A 17,428-nucleotide genomic window follows, 5' to 3' on the forward strand; every position below is an offset into this window, starting at 1 on the left:
CAAGATGAAACAGACAACCACAGGTCGCTTTCTGAAGGGTTTTGCCGCCGGCGGTGGTGTGACCCTGCTGCTGGGAGCCAGTGGCCTCTACCTCGCCAGTCTGAGCGGAGCGATCAGCATCGACAGCGGCGAGCTGATGGCGCTGCAGCAGTGGCTCGACTGGTTTAATCAGAACCTCGGTAGCGCACTGCTGCCGTTCAGCCTGATCGCGCTGCTGTTTCTGGTCAATCTCACTGTCTTGAAGCAGAAGCTGCAGCGTGGCGACCCACCCGAACAGGTCGCTCAGACGGAGCACCTGCTGGATGTCTGGACCGGCCTGTTCTTCGGCATCGGCGTAATCTGGACCGCTATCGGCATGCGCGGCGCACTGCTGCAGGCGCTGGGGGATCCGACCTCCAGCGCCCAGCTGGGGGCGTTTGTGATCCTGCAGCGGCTGGTCGATGGCGGCATCCTGCTGGCCCTATCCACCACCATCTTCGGCGGCATAGGCGGCTATCTGATGCGGCTGATCAAGGCCCTCTTTGTGGGCGGCGAGCTGCGCCGCTTTTACCTGCAGCATCACGCACAGCAGAACGACTCGATACTGCTGGTGCTACAGCGTATCGAGCAGCAGCTGGAGAGTATGGGAAATAAGGACCAAACCGACCATGTATCCAAGCTACTCGAACATCGAGCCCACTGATCCATTCCTGCAGGGTGACGGCGGCGACAGCCTGCAGACCGATGTAATGCGCTTCATGGCGATCCTCGGCTTCTGCCTGCTGGCGATCTTTGCCTTAGTCCAGTCACTGCCCCAAGACGACCCGCAACGAGAGGCGTTGAGCGCGCAGATCAGCCAGCTGACGCAGCAGCGGGAACAGCATCGGGCAGAGCTATCACAACTGCACCAACAGCTCGAGCAGGCCGCTGCGAGGGCGCAACAAATGACGCAGTCGGCTCGCGAATCCGCAACGACCATCCAGCAGCAACGCCGCCAGATCGAAGCGTTAAGCGGCCAACTGGCCAGCGTAACCGAACAGCGCAAAAACAGCCGGGAGGCACAGGCGCAGCGCAGGCCAAGCGACACCACTCAACCCACAAAGCTGCTCAGACAACCTGGATTCACCCTGCGCTTCGCTTCCGATCAGGTATTGCTGCAGCTGATTCGCCAACGCCGCATCGGGTTTTTCGCCATCTCCGGTGAGATGGCCTGGCGCGCCACCTCCGCCCTCAGCTACATCGAGCAGAGGCCGCCATCACAAATCCACGAGATGAGCGCTGCAACCGTCCCCAGCGCCCTGATCAACGCCCTGCCCACCAGCAGGGCAGACAAGATGACCTGGGGGGTGGTACTACCCGCAGCAATCCAAACCGAAATCAAACAGCTGATGCAGCAGCATCGCCAGGGCGATCTGGTGATCGATCGCCACGGCAAAGTGCACATCAAAGGAGCCGTATCAGATGAAGATTGAGCGCCTTCTCTGCCCGCTGTTGCTGCTGATCCTCGTCGATTGCGGCAGCCAACCCCAGCGCCCTGCAACAAGCAGCAGCCTGGATCGCTGGATCGAGCAGCAACTGATCCCCCACCTGCAACAGAGACTCACCCGTGAACCACGCCTGATGGGGCAGCCGATCCTGATCGGCGGCCTGCGGGCAGGCCAGATCTCCCCCCTGGGGGATCAGCTGAGCCATTCAATCGCGCGTCGACTGACCCAGGGGCTGCTACCGCAGCGCAGCATCAACCTGCTCTCGTTCAATGCGACAGACAAGTGGCGTTTCTACTCACGGCAGCGGGCCTGCGCCGAGACCCCGGAGGTCCACTACCTGCTTGGCATCGAGATGGAGCGACAGCCTGGCGCGCAACTAAGTGTTTCGGTCAGGATCCTGGATCTGCAGGAGAATCGCTGGGTCTCCGGGGTTGGACTGCAGTGGCGGGGTAGCGCGGATGCGGCACAGTTGGCGCTGAGCCGGCAGGCGCATCACGACGAGGCGCTGCGCGGCCTGCGCAGACTGCCATTCCGGGCAGACCAGCCAGATCTGGCGGCACATCGACTGGCCAGCGATCTCGCCTGCCAGATCCGTCAACTGTCTCTAACCAGTCCACAACTCTATCTTGAGCAACAGCAAGACAGTGACCGCCGCCTGCAACTGGTGGGCCACTGCCTCAGCCGCCTGGGCAGGGTTCATCTGACCCGGCACAAAGAGGAGGCAGATCTGGTGATGCAGGCGCAGTCACTACCGGTGTCAACCTCTCTCAGCCAATATTGGGTGACACTGAAACCGCTCGAGGCAGAGGCAGCGCCGCTCGATATCGGCAGCAGCATCTATTCGTTGCAGACTGTCGGTGAGCCGCAGCAGAGCGGTGTCAAACAACCTGTTGTACGCATCCTCAGCCCCACCTCGGAACAGCTGTGCGATTCACCCAACCCCTGGCAATCCGGCATGCAGCAGATTGCAGCCCACCGAACGGAGAGGATTCCCGGCTGTTTTGCCATCGAGATCGAGGCAGCTGCAGACGAGCTCGTGTTTGCCTTCAAACAGACCGGCGGGCAGAGGCTGCTGCGCCTCAGCCCCTCCAGCTGTCTCTCCCTGAGTGTACAGCCGTCTGCAGAACAGCCCCGGCGACGATTGCGGCTGCCCTCTGCACACGCCCGACCGGCGCTGTTTTCCGCCCGGCGGCCGGAACGTTACATCCTGCTGCTCGCCAAACGGGGGGAGCCGGCCACTCGCCTGTCACGCCATCTCGCCCAGCTGGCCGATCCCTGTGACCAGGACGAGCAGCCTGTCATCTCCCGAGAGCAACAACGGCTCTGGCTGGAAGCGCTGGAACAGATCGTCGATCAGCATCCACAGACGATCAGCTGGCGCGCCCTGGAGATCGGCGAGCCGCTCCATCAGACCGCCCACTGGCGCCAAGTACACAGATAACCGCGGGAGGACGAGATGTTCAGGGTATTGGGATTTATCACCGGCAGCAGCATCGCTGCACTACTGCTTTTAAGCCTGCTCGATCCACCCCAACTGACCGAACTGCACAGCAGGGTTGACGCAACTCTTGGGCAGATAAGCGAGGCAGTACAATACGATAAGCGGCCTACTCCAGAACCTGCAGAGACTAGCAGGGCAACAAGCCAGTCCATCGCCCAAGCCAAAGCGCCGAAACATCAACCGGCAACCCTCTCCCCATCAGAGGGGAGTTCGCCGGAACAGCTGCCACTGGCCTGGCAACCGTTCTGGAAACCTTTCCGCAGCGAGCTCTCGGCACTTGGATTTGCCAGCCGCATCGCCCGGCTCAGTGGCCGTGAAGTCCACGTGGAACAGAGCGGCAGCGGCAGATACCAGGCCCAGTTTGCCTACCGTGGCGAACCAGACCAGCGCATCGGACTCGCGCTGATCAGCAGTGCCAGCGGCCTTCCCATCGAGCAGGGAACGCCATAGATGGCATTTCTGAGCCGAGGCGCCGCCACCCTCGCATTGCTGCTGATACCGGCACTGCTTTGTGCAGCACCTGGATCCTCATCCGCTCGATCCAGCGAGATGCAGCAGCGTTGGCGGACATTTCTTGAACAACAGGAGCACCAGCCTGCCATCTCAGCCAGGCTCCCCTATCTGCACTGCTTCCAGCGAGCTGCGGCAGCCCAGCAGCTGCCCACGCTATTGTTGTTGGCCGTGGCCCGGGGCGAGAGCGACTTCGACGCCAATGCCATCTCCAAAGCCAATGCCCACGGTCTGATGCAGATCCAGTGGCCTGGGACCGCCAATCACCTGGGCATCTATCGGCTCGCCGATCTCTATCAGCCCTGTCGTAACGTGGCGGCGGGCGGACGCTATCTGAAGGAGTTGCTACAGCGCTACGATGGCGATCTACACCGTGCGCTGGCGGCCTACAATCATGGTCCCAGCCGCATCACCAAAGGGGATGCACCGATCCCCGATGGCGCCGACTGGTACAGCCGCTATATCTACCGTCATCTACAGAGCCTGCTTGGCCGCTATGCTGCCACCGCCACTAGCCAGCGCCAGACTGACTTCTCAAATGAACAAAAACTGCTCCTGGTCGAGTTCAGCCGACCCTACCGGGCGGAGGCCATGCTGGCCCATCTCATCGCCCGTTTTCCGGCGCTCCACTTCGACTGGTTCCGCACCCCGGCACAACGATTTCGCGTGGTGGTGGTGATTGCAGATGAGCACGCAGCAAAGCAGGCTCTTCCACTGCTGAAGGCGGCTGGATTCAACTCCAGAGATTTTTCGGAACGACATCTCACCTTCAAGAAAAAATCTCGCCTTTGAATTAGCCACACGCTACTATTCGTAAGGTTTTTTGCACCCTTACTGCAGAACCCTCTATCTAGTTATTCTCTTAAATTACAACAAGTTATAAACAAGGACTCAGCATGTTCGACCTCAGGAACACACGAATCGGTGTACTTGGACTGGGCTACGTCGGTCTGCCTCTGGCCGTCGAATTTGGCAAACAGTATCCAACCATCGGTCTCGATATTAACGAAGCTCGGGTAGAGGAACTGAAACAGGGCCGCGACAGCTCCCTGGAAGTAGAACCCGAAGAGCTCAAGGCCTGCCCTCAGCTCAGCTACAGCAGTAATCCGGACGATCTGAAGGACTGCAACGTCTACATCGTTACGGTTCCTACTCCGATCAACGAACACAAGCAGCCCGACCTGAGCCCGCTGATCGGCGCCAGCCGCATGCTTGGCAGCCTGATCAAGCCTGGTGATGTCGCAATCTTCGAGTCGACCGTCTACCCCGGCGCCACCGAAGAAGACTGCATCCCGATCATCGAAGAGATCTCCGGGCTCAAGTTCAACCAGGACTTCTACGCCGGCTACAGCCCCGAGCGCATCAACCCCGGTGACAAAGAGCACCGCCTGGTGACCATCAAGAAGGTCACCTCCGGTTCCACCCCCGATGTCGCCGACTATGTCGATGATCTCTATAAGAGCATCATCCAGGCCGGCACCCACAAGGCGAGCAGCATCAAGGTCGCCGAGGCTGCCAAGGTCATCGAGAACACCCAGCGCGACGTCAACATCGCCCTGATCAACGAACTCGCACTGATCTTCAATCGCCTCGGCATCGACACCGAGGAGGTGCTGGCGGCCGCTGGCACCAAGTGGAACTTCCTGCCCTTCAAGCCCGGCCTGGTAGGTGGCCACTGTATCGGTGTCGACCCCTACTACATCGCCCACAAGGCGCAGGCCACCGGCTACCAGCCCGAGATCATCCTTGCCTGCCGTCGCCTCTCCGACAGCATGGGTTCCTATGTGGTCTACACCGTGGTCAAGCTGATGATGAAGCGCGGCGTAATCTCCGGCAACGGCAAGGTGCTGGTGCTCGGCTTGACCTTCAAGGAAAACTGCCCCGATCTGCGCAACACTCGCGTGGTCGACATCATCGCCGAATTCGATGACTACGGCGCCTCCGTCGACGTCTACGATCCCTGGGTGGACAAGGACGAAGCCCACAAAGAGTACGGCGTCACCCCCATCGACAATCTCGAAGAGGGTGCCTATGACGCAGTGGTATTGGCCGTAGCGCACAACGAGTTTGTCGAGATGGGCATCGACAAGATCCGCGCCCTGTGCAAACCCGATGGCGTACTCTACGACGTCAAGAATATCCTGCCCGCCGATCAGGTGGACGGTCGCCTATAACCAGGACATCCGCCCCGACCCCGATTACTCAAGGTTCCCAAGGAGAATCCATGAAAGTTTTGATCACCGGCGGTGCCGGTTTCATCGGCTCCGCGCTGGCGCTGCGCCTGCTGGAGCGCGGCGATGAGGTCATCAGCATCGATTGCCTCAACGACTACTACGACGTCAACCTGAAGAAGGCGCGCCTGGCGCGTACCCAGGACCACCCCAGCTTCACCGACATCCGGATGGAGCTGGAGGATCGCGAAGGTATCGCCGATCTCTTCGCCACCCACAAGCCAAACCGGGTAGTCAACCTGGCCGCCCAGGCCGGTGTGCGCTACTCCATCGAGAACCCGCTCGCCTATATCGATTCCAACCTGATGGGCTTCGGCCACATCCTGGAGGGGTGTCGCCACAACGACGTGGAACACCTGGTCTACGCTTCCAGCAGCTCGGTCTACGGTGCTAACACCTCGATGCCCTTCTCGGTGCACGACAACGTCAACCACCCGGTGAGCCTCTACGCGGCGACCAAGAAGGCCAACGAACTGATGGCCCACACTTACAGCCACCTCTACCGGCTACCCACCACCGGACTGCGCTTCTTCACCGTCTATGGTCCTTGGAGCCGCCCCGACATGGCGATGCTCAAGTTCGCCCACAAGATCATGAAGGGCGAGCACATCGACGTTTTCAACTACGGCAAGCATCAGCGTGACTTCACCTACATCGACGACATCGTCGAGGGTGTGATCCGGGTGCTGGATCGCCCAGCCCAGCCCAATCCGGACTGGAATAGCGACAACCCGGACACCGCCAGCAGCCGTGCGCCCTACCGCATCTACAATATCGGCAGCAACAACCCCACCGAGTTGATGCGTTACATTGAGCTGTTGGAAGAGTCGCTGGGCAAGAAGGCGAAGGTCAACATGCTGCCGCTGCAGGATGGCGATGTGGTTGCCACCTACGCGGACGTGGATGATCTAATCAAGGACACCGGCTACAAGCCGGATACCAAGCTGGAAGATGGCGTCGCCGCCTTCGGCAAGTGGTTCAAGGGGTTCTACGGCTATTGATCTGTAGGCTGTTACGGTGGCGCCAGGTGCGCCATCGTAACTCTAACCACCTGGCGCACGGAACCAGGCAGAAGCAACGTAGCGTGCTGCTTCAGCTCTCATGAGGATTCGGGGAGAAAAAAACGCAGGTGGGGCCTCCAACCCAGGAGGCTTAGAATACCCCACCTGCAGACTAGCGCTTATCCACGGAAACGACCAATCCGTGTACGTTGCAGGCATAGACTACCCGTTGCCCTTCCCGCCTGGCATTGACCCAAGCCAACTAAACCCTTCTGTTAGTTGGGTATTTGTTTGAAGACCGCAAGTCTGACAAAGAAGATCCGCTACCCTTCCTCCAGCAACCCACCAAACTGCTCCAGCAACCGCGGCAAAAAGCGGCGCAGTTCCAGATTCATTAAGGCGAAATCCACATCGAAGCGGGTGATAGCATCCTCTGCCTCGGCTTCCGCTGCCTCCTCCTGAATCAGATCCAGAAACCGCAAGCGCTTCAGCGCCAAGTCGGACTCCAAGCTACAGGAGATCCGCTCTTCCCACTCGATCCCCAGCTTCACCACCTGTTTTCCCGCCGCCAGGTGAACGCCGATCTCTTCAGCTGCCAGATCCTGGCCCTTGCAGCGGATCACTGCAGACTCATCGTTGATGTCGCGCAGTTCGCAGCTGTCCAGCAGCAGGAAACCCGGGTTGCTCTCTGGCTCCCGGACCCAGTCGGTCAGTACTGCCGCAGGGGCAATCTGGCTCTCAAGGGGGCGAAGCGGCAGGCTGCCCAGTGTCTCCCGCAACAGGCTCAGCAGCGCCTCCGCCCGCTTTGCCGAGGCCGCATCCACCAGAATCCAGCGATTCGAGCGATCGATCATGGCATGCAGATAAGAGGATTTTGTGAACGCCTTCGGCAGCAGTTCAAAGATGATCTCATCGCGCATCTCCCGCTGCTCTTTGCGGGAAACGCGGCGCGCCTCCGCCTCTTCCACCGCCGCAACCCGCTCCGCCACCGCCTCGTTAATCACCGGCGCAGGCAACAGCCGCTCCTCCTGACGCATGCAGATCATCAGGCTACCGGTGTTTTCGTAACAGAGGCCTGACTCCTGACCGGCAACCACCGCCGCCCACCCCACCGATAACGGCTCATTAGGACCACAGGGGCGGAACGCCCGCTCCTGCAAAAGCTCCTGCAGCTGTTCCTGGGAGAGATCAAACGCCTGCTTTAAACGGTAGATACGCAGATTTTTAAACCACATGCGGCGAGCTTCCTGTGTGTGAAAAGAGCGGGATTATGGCGAATGGGGTAGCGTGAATCCAGACTTGCTTTTTTGCTCCCGGCGACACATGGTAGAGACCATGACAGAGGTAACCACCGATCGCTTGGGCAGCGTGGAGCGTGACACGCTGATGGCGGTAGCGTTCGAATCGATAGCCTATGGACTCGACAATGGCTGCGCCCCCGAGACCAAGCTTGACACCTACCCCGAGCCCCTGCAGCAGGAGCGCGCCAGCTTCGTCACACTCAACAAACATGGCATGTTGCGCGGCTGTATCGGCCACTTGGAGGCCTTCCAGCCACTAGTGAAAGATGTCGCCGACAACGCCTACGCCGCCTTCCGAGATCCGCGTTTCCCGCCATTGAAACGCAGCGAGCTGAGCAGCATCGAACTCCACATCTCCATCCTGACTCCCTCTGTGCCACTGGAGTTCACTTCCGAGGCCGAGCTGCTCGCCCAGCTGCGCCCCGGCCGCGACGGGCTGATCCTGAAAGAGGGCTATAATCGCGGCACCTTCCTCCCCTCAGTCTGGGATTCGCTGCCACAACCGGAAGATTTTCTTCGCCAACTGAAGCGCAAGGCAGGACTCCCCGAGAACCACTGGTCCGGCAGTGTGCAGATTTTCCGATACGAGACCGAATCTTTCTCCAGCCGGCCAGAGGATCAGCCCCAGAAAGGGTGAGATTCAGCGCAGGCATTTGCCTTTGGAGCCCACCAGACAGGGCTTGCCATCCAGCCAGAGCGCCTGGTCAAAATGGGCATCCTGCAGCTGCGCACCTGCCAGGCTCGCCCCGCTCAGATCGGTAAACCGCAGATCTGCTCCGCGCAGATCAGTGTGGGAAAGATCCGCACCACGCAGATCCGCCCCCATCAGGCTCGCCCCGCTGAGCAGCGCATAGGCCAGATCGGCCTTGGTCAGGTTTGCATAACGCAGATCGGCATGTTCCAGATTGGTGGCGGTCAGATGTGCACCACGCAGAATTGTACTATTCAGATTGGCACCCTGCAGGCTTGCCGAGCCCACATCGACCCCCGCCAGCACGCAGTTGCGCCAGTTGACACCTGGCGCGGGCGGCGCATCACATCGGGGTGGATCTACTGGCGGCGGCACGCCAAACCAGAGCGCCACACCAAGTAAACTCAGCAGCCCCGCAACCAACGCGAGGATGACCACAGGACTCAGAGGTGCGCTGAGTGCATCCTCCCGCTCATGCCCAGAGTGCACACGATGGGCAAACAGACGCCCTGCCTGCTTCTCACCAAGCAGGGCGCGCAGTTGCAGGGGAACCACATCTGCGACATGCAAAATCTGCTGCCACTGGCGGCCATCTCGGCTGATCTCATCGCTCAGCTCCAATTCACCCCGCAACAGCTTACGGCGCACGCTAGCCGCTGGATAGGGCCCGTGCTTCACCCCCTTACAGCGCAACAGCCATTGGTCCGGGTATCTCTGTTCCTGTTCACTCATCGCAGTAGACATCAGCCACCTCGTCTTCTCCGTTAGCGGCGCAGCCAAAGCGAAATTGAATCGCCCTCCAAGTCGCTTATACTTTTTCCAGCCCCTGCCGGCAGGGATGTTTAGCGTTTGAAAGAGGGTTTCGGCACCAGCCCATGCACATCACCCATCTGAAACTGACCGGCCAACTCTCGCCGCCCCCCTCCCGGGAGCAGTTGCTGAATAGCCTCAAGCCGGGGCAACTGCTCAAGGCCACGGCCCTGAGCGACAACATCAACGGCAGTGTGCGGCTGCAGATCGGTGTCACCAAACTGATCGCCCAGACCCAGCTCGCCATCAAGACCGGACAGCAGCTTACCCTGAGCGTGGAGAAGGCAGGCGAGCTGCCGGAACTCAAGCTGGTGACCGGACGCAGCCTGGCTGAGATCCAAAATACTATGCTGAAATCGATCCTGCCGCGACAACAGCCCCTTACGCAGCTGTTCCAGCGCTTCGCCGAACTGCTCTCCAGCCCAGCAAGCCGGGAGCTGCCGGAGAGTCTGCGCCAGTCGATAGGCCAGATCACCCAACAGCTGCTCACTTCCGCTCGGCCGGAGCTCATCCAGCGACTGCGTGAAGGCGTGAGCAACAGCGGCCTCTTCAGCGAACGCAGCCTGCTGGAGGGCAGGCCACAGGCGGGCGATCTGAAGATCAGCCTGCTGCAGCTGCTGGGTGCACTCAAATTCACGCTCGGAAATAGAGCTGGAGTGGCAAGCCGCTTTCAACTCCCCCAAGCAGCCCCCCAGGCACCTCAACCACTGGGCGAAGCAGCCACCCGGCTGCTGCTTGACCTCGCCAAGCAGCTCGACTCCGGCCTCGCCCGCATTGAGACGCTGCAGCTCAACTCCCTCCCCCAGGATGACCCCAGCCGTCAACTGTGGCAGTTTGAGCTGCCGATCCGCAATGCGGATCAGACCGATCTATTCACCATCTTCATCAAGCGACAGGGCACTCAGGAGAACCCGGGTGAAGAACAGATCTGGAGCCTCACCCTGCGCATGAACCTGGCGGGACTCGGTCCGATGCGGGTACAACTGCGACTGCAGGGAAAAAGCATCTCCAGTCTATTTTGGGCGGAACAGCCACACACCACCCAACTGCTGAAACGACATACCAGCCAACTGAAAAGCGCTTTCGAAAGGGCTGGCCTCGAAGTCACACAGATCAAGGCCTATCAGGGCATACCGACAGAAGAGCGGGAACTGCCCAGCGGCCTCTCGCTACTGGATGAAAAGGCATGAGCGACGACAAACAGCGGCAGGCCGACCTCGCCATCGCCCTCAACTACGATGGCAGCAACGCCCCCCGGCTTACTGCTAAGGGGCGGGGGGCAGTGGCGGAACAGATCTTTTCTATCGCCAAAGAGCACAATATCCCACTGCACCAGGACACCGAACTCAGTGCCCTGCTGGCACAAATCCCGTTGGGCGATGAGATCCCCGAGGCCCTCTACCGTGCGGTAGCCGAGGTGATCGCCTTTGCCTATCTGCTCTCGGGCAAACGGCCACCGGGCTACGAATAGGGCACCGTCTACAAGACTGTGTCATTCAATGACGACGACAACTGAAGTTAGACCAGTCTCAACCACGAAGGGCACAAAGCCGCATTAGAAACAAACTGTTATCGCCTTCGTGTCCTTTCTGCTCTTGGTGGTAACACAACGACTTGCTGAGATAGATGACGTGATAGTGGTGTCGTGTGGTCTGAATTTGCAATCTAGCTTAGCACGCGCTAGAGTCTCGCGATTCAGCGACAATCTCTCGCTTTCCCCCACAACGCTCTACTCCCAACCGCCTCTGGCGCAATCAAAAACACTATGTCATTTGAGAAACTCGGCCTCTCGGCCCCGATCCTGCGTGCTGTTTCCGAACAGGGCTACACTCAACCCACGCCAGTCCAACAGCAGGCGATCCCAGTCATCCTCAGCGGCCGCGACGTGATGGCTGGCGCCCAGACCGGCACCGGCAAGACCGCCGGTTTCACCCTGCCGCTGCTGGAACTGCTCGAGGAACATGCTCAAGGAAAAGGCCGCCGCCCGGTACGGGCGCTGGTGCTGACCCCAACCCGAGAGCTGGCGGCACAGGTGGGCGAGAGCGTGGAGCAGTACGGCAAATATCTGCCGCTAAAATCCACCGTGATCTTCGGCGGAGTAAAGATCAACCCACAGATCGAAAAGCTACGTCACGGGGTCGACATCCTGGTCGCCACCCCCGGCCGCCTGCTCGACCACGTCTCACAGAAGACCCTGGATCTCTCCCACATCGAGATCCTGGTGCTTGACGAGGCAGACCGGATGCTCGACATGGGTTTCATCCACGACATCCGCAAGGTGCTGAGGCTACTGCCCCATGAGCGCCAGAACCTGCTCTTCTCCGCCACCTATTCGCAGGAGATCAAACGGCTGGCCAACGACCTGCTCAACCAGCCGGAGCAGATCGAGGTGGCCCGCCGCAATACCGCCGCCGAGCTGGTCAGCCAGGTGGTCTACCCGGTAGACAAGGCGCGCAAGCGCGAGCTGCTCTCCCACATGATCGGCGCCAACAACTGGCGCCAAGTGCTGGTCTTCACCCGCACCAAGCACGGCGCCAACCGGCTGGCACAACAGCTGGAGAAGGACGGCCTGAGCGCCGCAGCGATCCACGGCAACAAGAGTCAGGGGGCACGTACCCGGGCGCTAGCCAACTTCAAGAGCGGCGAGGTACGGGTGCTGGTGGCGACCGACATCGCCGCCCGCGGGCTCGATATCGATCAGCTGCCGCATGTGGTCAACTATGAGCTGCCGAATGTGCCAGAGGACTATGTGCACCGTATCGGCCGCACCGGTCGCGCCGGCAACGAGGGCGAGGCGGTGTCGTTGGTCTGCATCGACGAACACAAGCTGCTGCGGGACATCGAGCGGCTACTGAAGCGCAAGATTACCGAGAAGGTGCTCCCCGGTTACGAACCCGACCCAAGCATCCCGGCAGAGCCGATCAGGCAGGGACGCAGCGCGCCGGGCGGACAGAGACAGGGCCGGCGATCGGGGCAACCCCAGCAGCGCCGTTCCGAAGGCCGCTCTAGTGCAAAACGCAGCATTTCTGGTGCACAGACAGAGAGATCGAATACGCAGAAAAGAGGCGACTCCCATGCCGATCATGCCGGCCACGCCGATGGCCAGCGCCGTTCCCAGAGCAAGTCACACAAGAAGCCGGCACGGCCTGCACAGCAGCGCTCAGCTAGTGGATCCCAACGTCGGCAGCGTAGTGGTGAAAAGCCGGCCCTGCTAGGCGGCTAGGCGGCTAGGCGGCTAGGCGGCTAGGCGGCTAGGCGGCTAGGCGGACAACGCCTACCACATCAAATCGTCGGGCACCTTGAATTCGGCGTAGGGATCATCCTCGTCATCCTGCGGCTGTGACTCATTCAGCACCAGGATGACGCTGGCATCCCGCTGGCGGATCTTTTCAGCGACTACTGCCGGCACCATCGCATAACCCTCTCCCTGCCGCACCACAGCGAGCCGGCCATTGCTCAACAGGGCATGCTGGCCTTCGCTGACATGGATACGCCGGATTTTGCTGCCATCCGTGAAGTTGTAGGCGATCTCAGCCCCCTCTTCTACCGACACCTGATTCTGCTCGATCAGCTGGCGGATCTGCGCCACAATAGCCCGTTGCTCTGCCGCCTGCTGCTTCTGCCGATTCAGCTCCCGGTCCCGCGCCACCTTCTGCTGCTGTGCCTGCTGCGCCTGCTGTTTAACCTGATCACTCACCGGCGTCTTGGTTTTGCGCTGCTGCCTGTCCTGTTTGTGTTTGGCCTTCTTGATCTTTTTGGCCTTCTGTTTAGCGATCATTCCCGCCTGTAGCAGTTGATCCTGTAGCGAATTACCCATCTGCCTCTCTGCTTTGCAATCTGGACGAAGGGGGTGATGATGATGGCAAGGCTCAGTCTGTGCAACCGTTACCGCAGTCCTCCCCCTCCAGCACCACCAGGCTGTGCGCCTCCACCTCGAATTCAGCGCGTGTGAGGTAGGGCTGCTGATCGGGGTCAGGGATGTCATCAGGGGCAGCTGCAGCAGTATCCACAGCCAACCGCCAGCTGATGTCCGGCGTTGCTGGCAGAGAGAAACGCTGTCGCCGCTCGGACATATTCATGATGACATGCAGATGGGCTTCATCCGGCGCGACCGCGGCGAGGGTGAAACCCAGCACCCGTGAAACCGGATCGTCCCAGGCAGGTTGCCCGAATTTCTTTCCATGCCAAGTGATATCGGCCAGCTCGGACGCCGCCGCTGGCACACCGGTCAAAAACTGACGCCGTTTCAAGCTTGGGTGACGTTTGCGCAGAGCGATCATGCCTCGAGTGAAGCGCAACATCTCCCTATTCTGTTCGGTCAGTTCCCAGTTGAACCAGCCGACTTCATTATCCTGACACCAGGCATTGTTATTGCCTTGCTGGCTGCGCAGCACCTCATCACCGGCAAGGATCATCGGCAACCCCTGGCTGAGCATCAGGATCGCCATGAAATTTTTCACCTGCAGCCGCCGCAGGGCGAGGATCTCTGCATCCTCGGTCTGCCCCTCTACACCACAGTTCCAGCTGAGATTGTCGTTGTGACCATCCCGGTTGTGCTCACCGTTCGGCTGGTTATGTTTATGGTTGAAGCTGACCAGGTCCCACAAGGTGAAGCCGTCGTGGCAGGTCACGAAGTTAATGCTGTTGAAGGGGTGGCGCCCCTGGTGTCGATAGTAGTCGCTGCTACCGCTGATGCGTGTCGCCACCTCGCCGAGGATACCAGGATCGCCGCGCACAAAACGCCGCACCACATCCCGATAGCGCCCGTTCCACTCGCTCCAGCGATAGCCGGGGAAATTGCCGACCTGATAGAGCCCGACCGCGTCCCAAGCCTCGGCAATGATGCGTTTGGTGCTCAGCACCGGTGACAGCTCGATCGCCCAGATGATCGGCGGGCTGGCCATCGGCTCGCCATCCTCGCCCCGTGACAACACACTGGCGAGATCGAAGCGGAAGCCGTCCACATGCAGCTCGTTGACCCAGAACTCCAGGCAGCTGACCAGAAAGTTGGAGACCACCGGATTGTTGCAGTTGACGGTATTGCCGCAGCCGGTAAAGTCCCGATAGCGGCTCGGCTCATCCGGATCGAGATGGTAGGTAACGTCGTTGTTCAACCCCTTGAAGTTGATCACCGGCCCATTTTCTCCCGCCTCGGCGGTGTGGTTGAAGACCACATCGAGGATCACTTCGATATTCGCCTCGTGCAGCGCATCCACCATCTCTCGAAACTCATCCAGGTGGGTACCGCGTTCCGGGCTGATGCAGTAGTGGGGGTGCGGGCTGTAGTAGCTGTGGGTACTGTAGCCCCAGTAGTTGCTCAGCCCCCGCTTGGCCACTCCCGCCGGCACATCCTGGCGGTCGAATGCCATCACCGGCAGCAACTCCACATGAGTAATACCGAGGGATTTCAGGTAGGGGATCTTCTCGATCACACCAGCGAAGGTACCACGTTTCTCCGGCGCCACTCCGGATGAGGGGTGCAGCGTAAATCCACCCACATGCATCTCGTAGATGATCGCATCCTGGGAGCGAAACGCCCCCTTCCGGATGCGACGGCGGCGGCGCTCCTCCCGGTCGCCGCTACCGACCTTGGTTTTGACCACGATGGCGCGCATGCTGCCGTTTTTTTCACCACGCATTGCGGCTGTGCGATTCCAACGACTGTCACTGACCGCCTTGGCCCAAGGGTCGAGCAGTTCGATGCTGGGATCAAAACGCTTGCCTGTCAGATAAGGGTCCGACGGACCGTCGACCCGCCAGGTGTAGTGGATGCCAGCCTTCAGCTTTTTGACGAAGACATGCCAGCACATGAAGGTGCGGTTGACCTCGGGATCAAGTTCGATCACCTGAAACGGCGCCTGGCTATCATGATGCTCGTACAACAGCAGCTCGACCCGGGTGGCGTCAGGGCTGACGATAGAGAAGTTGGCGCCTGCCGAAGAGAGTGAGGCACCCAGCGGCTGCCTCGATCCGGGAGTAGTTTGGTAGCTCTGCATGATCAACACTGGTTAGTCTGACTTTAGCGGGAAGATCCTTCGCCAACCCGCCTGGGCGCTATTTATCATCTTCCGCTTGAGCAGACGATGGCCCACAAACAGGAGGGCAAGCACCCCGACAAGGCTCCAGAATGGCGCCTCGTAGGCACCTAGCGCCTCGAGACGGCCACCGAGCATATCCGGCAGTAGAAACTGCAGCAGGCTGATCACCCCACCCAGCAACGGTGAGGCTTCAATCATCTCTCCCTGGGGTATGGGATCAAGCATGGTGATCAGACCCAGAAAGATGAGCGTAGCGCCAACCAGCAGCATGTAGATGATCCGCCGCCAACTGGCATAGTGAGCACTGCGCGCCAAACAGGCATCATAATAGTCGCACTTGCCGGCATCCACCTGCCAAGGCTGTTGCTGGTAAACAGGCGGGTTCAGGGCCGTACGACTCACCAGATTGAAGCTCGATGAAAGATTGTGGGGGGCATAGCCCTGGGTGGCGGCGCTAATGCGCTGCATGACACTCTGGTGGATCAGCATGGGCCCTGCCGCATCACTCTTTGTCGCATCACTCCAGAGCTTTGTCAGATCACGGGGCATAAAGCGATAGTAGATGCCTAGACCAGCACGTGAATCGTACATCCTGCCATGCTCATCCAACTGCTGACGAACCGCTGCACGGCTGGATTCGAGAAAACGCACTCCGCACGCCTCGACCCGGTCCATCATCCAGTCGAGACTGACCAGGGCGAGTTGATCCTTGGGGTAGCCGCCACCGACATTGGAGTGCATGCCAGCAAACCAGACCTGTTCAACCTGCGCCCCCTCTGCCGGGTTTCCGCTCTCTTTCCAGAGCGTAGGGTGAAAGGCTTGGCGCTGATCGTCGATTGCCAGGGCATGAGACCCATGCTGCATATGTCTGGGGGGGGGTGCCATCCAGAAACTCAACCACCGGCACATACTTGCTAAGAAAACGAATCCGGGCCAGCTGTTGTAGCAGCCAGGTCAGGCCATCGCGCAACTCATCTACCGGCATGCCAACCGCCCCCACCGTATCCCAGACACCAACACAGTGGACAGGGGCCTCCCTGCCATCCTCACCATGGTTGGTTTGGCATCGCCAGGTTCTGCGGTACTTGATGCCAACCTGTCTCAACTTGTCATCAGCGAGGCTGGCCAGTCGATCCATGCCACTCAGCTCCTGCCAATAGCTGAATTTATAGGCAGCAAAGGTCTCACTCACCCGCCTCTTCAGCTCATCATCATCTGCACCAGGCTCGATGATGCCGCAGGTATCGATCAGGCCAGCCACACAGCGCGCGGTGAAGGCGCCACGGCTGAAACCAAACAGGTAGATCCGATCGCCAGTCTGGTAATGTTTTACCAGGAAGCTGTAGATGTCCCGGATATTGCGACTGAGACCGAAGCCCATGCCACCGCCCAGCAGTTTTAGGAGTTTGTAGTCAGAGGTGCCGACCCCGTCATCATAGAAGGTGATCTGCTCACAGGGTGCATCGTCACCCTGCTCATCCGCCCCCTGTTGCAGATGGCCATGTCGGTCCACCGCCTGAAACAGTCGCCATACGTTGGTACCCTTGCCAATACCACCGCGATTGCCTGTGCCATCGGAGCACAGGATGATATTTTTGTTGCGCATCGGCACAGGCTGGCTGGCTCCACCAGCATCTGAATCTGCTGTTGTCATCATGCAATCCCCTCAATATGGATGGCTCAGCAGGGAGAGACAGGGGAACAGAGGTGAACACCCAGGTGAGTTATGCAACGAGAGTGGCTCCTATCCGCTGACTCTGACTATCGGTTCCACAGGATTCTGACGCCCCTTTTGCTCCCGTGTGGCGGCGTTCCTCCACGCTGATCGGAGCTAACCGGCTCCGGCAGAGACCAGTGTAGCCCATGAAGATAGTGAGGG

At 59.9% G+C, this 17,428-nt stretch carries 17 protein-coding genes; 11 read left to right on the forward strand and 6 right to left on the reverse strand.

Annotation, left to right across the window (positions count from 1 at the left end; all coding sequences use genetic code 11):
* Positions 1–4: 4 nt before the first annotated feature.
* The 7 genes from Ga0074115_RS06235 to Ga0074115_RS06265 all read left to right on the forward strand — a co-directional run bounded on the left by Ga0074115_RS06235 (position 5) and on the right by Ga0074115_RS06265 (position 6,709).
* Complete coding sequence (locus tag Ga0074115_RS06235; protein ID WP_057956109.1) at positions 5–682, forward strand: hypothetical protein; 678 nt, start codon at positions 5–7, stop codon at positions 680–682.
* The gene (locus Ga0074115_RS06240) at positions 648–1,451 is read left to right on the forward strand and encodes a hypothetical protein (RefSeq protein ID WP_057956110.1); all 804 of its coding nucleotides are present in this window, start codon (positions 648–650) and stop codon (positions 1,449–1,451) included. The genes Ga0074115_RS06235 and Ga0074115_RS06240 overlap by 35 nt, the downstream gene beginning before the upstream one ends.
* On the forward strand, positions 1,441–2,907 hold the full coding sequence (locus Ga0074115_RS06245; protein ID WP_232432933.1) for a hypothetical protein: 1,467 nt from the start codon (positions 1,441–1,443) through the stop codon (positions 2,905–2,907). Before Ga0074115_RS06240 ends, Ga0074115_RS06245 begins: the two co-directional genes overlap by 11 nt.
* A gap of 15 nt (positions 2,908–2,922) precedes the next feature.
* Positions 2,923–3,417: a hypothetical protein gene (locus Ga0074115_RS06250; RefSeq protein WP_060528328.1), complete on the forward strand. Its 495-nt coding sequence runs from the start codon at positions 2,923–2,925 to the stop codon at positions 3,415–3,417.
* Positions 3,418–4,269 (forward strand): lytic transglycosylase domain-containing protein, encoded by an 852-nt coding sequence (locus Ga0074115_RS06255; RefSeq protein ID WP_057956091.1) that lies wholly within the window; start codon positions 3,418–3,420, stop codon positions 4,267–4,269.
* A gap of 104 nt (positions 4,270–4,373) precedes the next feature.
* Positions 4,374–5,651, forward strand: a complete 1,278-nt coding sequence (gene tviB / locus Ga0074115_RS06260) for a Vi polysaccharide biosynthesis UDP-N-acetylglucosamine C-6 dehydrogenase TviB (protein ID WP_005958955.1) — start codon at positions 4,374–4,376, stop codon at positions 5,649–5,651.
* 50 nt (positions 5,652–5,701) lie between these two features.
* Positions 5,702–6,709 carry an NAD-dependent epimerase gene (locus Ga0074115_RS06265; RefSeq protein ID WP_057956090.1) on the forward strand — a complete coding sequence of 336 codons (1,008 nt, stop codon included), beginning with the start codon at positions 5,702–5,704 and terminating at the stop codon, positions 6,707–6,709.
* 323 nt (positions 6,710–7,032) lie between these two features.
* Here the strand turns inward: Ga0074115_RS06265 and rdgC are convergent, their stop codons facing one another.
* Positions 7,033–7,944 (reverse strand): recombination-associated protein RdgC, encoded by a 912-nt coding sequence (gene rdgC / locus Ga0074115_RS06270; RefSeq protein WP_057956089.1) that lies wholly within the window; start codon positions 7,942–7,944, stop codon positions 7,033–7,035.
* Positions 7,945–8,044: 100 nt separating this feature from the next.
* Here rdgC and amrA point away from each other — a divergent pair, with 100 nt between their 5' ends.
* Positions 8,045–8,647: an AmmeMemoRadiSam system protein A gene (amrA, locus tag Ga0074115_RS06275; RefSeq protein ID WP_232432934.1), complete on the forward strand. Its 603-nt coding sequence runs from the start codon at positions 8,045–8,047 to the stop codon at positions 8,645–8,647.
* A gap of 3 nt (positions 8,648–8,650) precedes the next feature.
* Here the strand turns inward: amrA and Ga0074115_RS06280 are convergent, their stop codons facing one another.
* Positions 8,651–9,445: a pentapeptide repeat-containing protein gene (locus Ga0074115_RS06280; protein WP_060528329.1), complete on the reverse strand. Its 795-nt coding sequence runs from the start codon at positions 9,443–9,445 to the stop codon at positions 8,651–8,653.
* 131 nt (positions 9,446–9,576) lie between these two features.
* On the opposite strand from Ga0074115_RS06280, the gene fliK reads away from it, so the two are divergent.
* The 3 genes from fliK (at position 9,577) to rhlE (ending at position 12,734) form a co-directional block, all read left to right on the forward strand.
* Positions 9,577–10,701: a flagellar hook-length control protein FliK gene (gene fliK / locus Ga0074115_RS06285; RefSeq protein WP_057956086.1), complete on the forward strand. Its 1,125-nt coding sequence runs from the start codon at positions 9,577–9,579 to the stop codon at positions 10,699–10,701.
* Positions 10,698–10,982, forward strand: coding sequence for an EscU/YscU/HrcU family type III secretion system export apparatus switch protein (locus tag Ga0074115_RS06290; RefSeq protein ID WP_057956085.1), 285 nt, complete (start codon positions 10,698–10,700; stop codon positions 10,980–10,982). Before fliK ends, Ga0074115_RS06290 begins: the two co-directional genes overlap by 4 nt.
* A gap of 294 nt (positions 10,983–11,276) precedes the next feature.
* A complete protein-coding gene (gene rhlE, locus Ga0074115_RS06295; RefSeq protein WP_057956084.1) occupies positions 11,277–12,734 on the forward strand; it encodes an ATP-dependent RNA helicase RhlE in 1,458 nt (485 codons plus the stop codon).
* A 51-nt stretch (positions 12,735–12,785) separates the two neighbouring features.
* Here the strand turns inward: rhlE and Ga0074115_RS06300 are convergent, their stop codons facing one another.
* Genes Ga0074115_RS06300 through Ga0074115_RS17070 form a run of 4 tightly spaced genes read right to left on the reverse strand, consistent with a single transcriptional unit; the run spans position 12,786 to position 17,206 of the window.
* Entirely contained in the window at positions 12,786–13,328 is a 543-nt protein-coding gene (locus tag Ga0074115_RS06300; RefSeq protein WP_057956083.1) for a DUF2058 domain-containing protein, read from the reverse strand.
* Positions 13,329–13,380: 52 nt separating this feature from the next.
* A complete protein-coding gene (gene glgX, locus Ga0074115_RS06305; protein WP_057956093.1) occupies positions 13,381–15,507 on the reverse strand; it encodes a glycogen debranching protein GlgX in 2,127 nt (708 codons plus the stop codon).
* Positions 15,508–15,519: 12 nt separating this feature from the next.
* Complete coding sequence (locus Ga0074115_RS17065) at positions 15,520–16,413, reverse strand: phospholipase effector Tle1 domain-containing protein (RefSeq protein ID WP_267887562.1); 894 nt, start codon at positions 16,411–16,413, stop codon at positions 15,520–15,522.
* Positions 16,310–17,206: a phospholipase effector Tle1 domain-containing protein gene (locus Ga0074115_RS17070; RefSeq protein ID WP_269747041.1), complete on the reverse strand. Its 897-nt coding sequence runs from the start codon at positions 17,204–17,206 to the stop codon at positions 16,310–16,312. Before Ga0074115_RS17070 ends, Ga0074115_RS17065 begins: the two co-directional genes overlap by 104 nt.
* Positions 17,207–17,428 lie beyond the last annotated feature (222 nt).

Origin of the sequence: endosymbiont of Ridgeia piscesae (assembly GCF_001443665.1) — a bacterium.
Lineage (GTDB): Bacteria > Pseudomonadota > Gammaproteobacteria > Chromatiales > Chromatiaceae > Endoriftia > Endoriftia persephonae.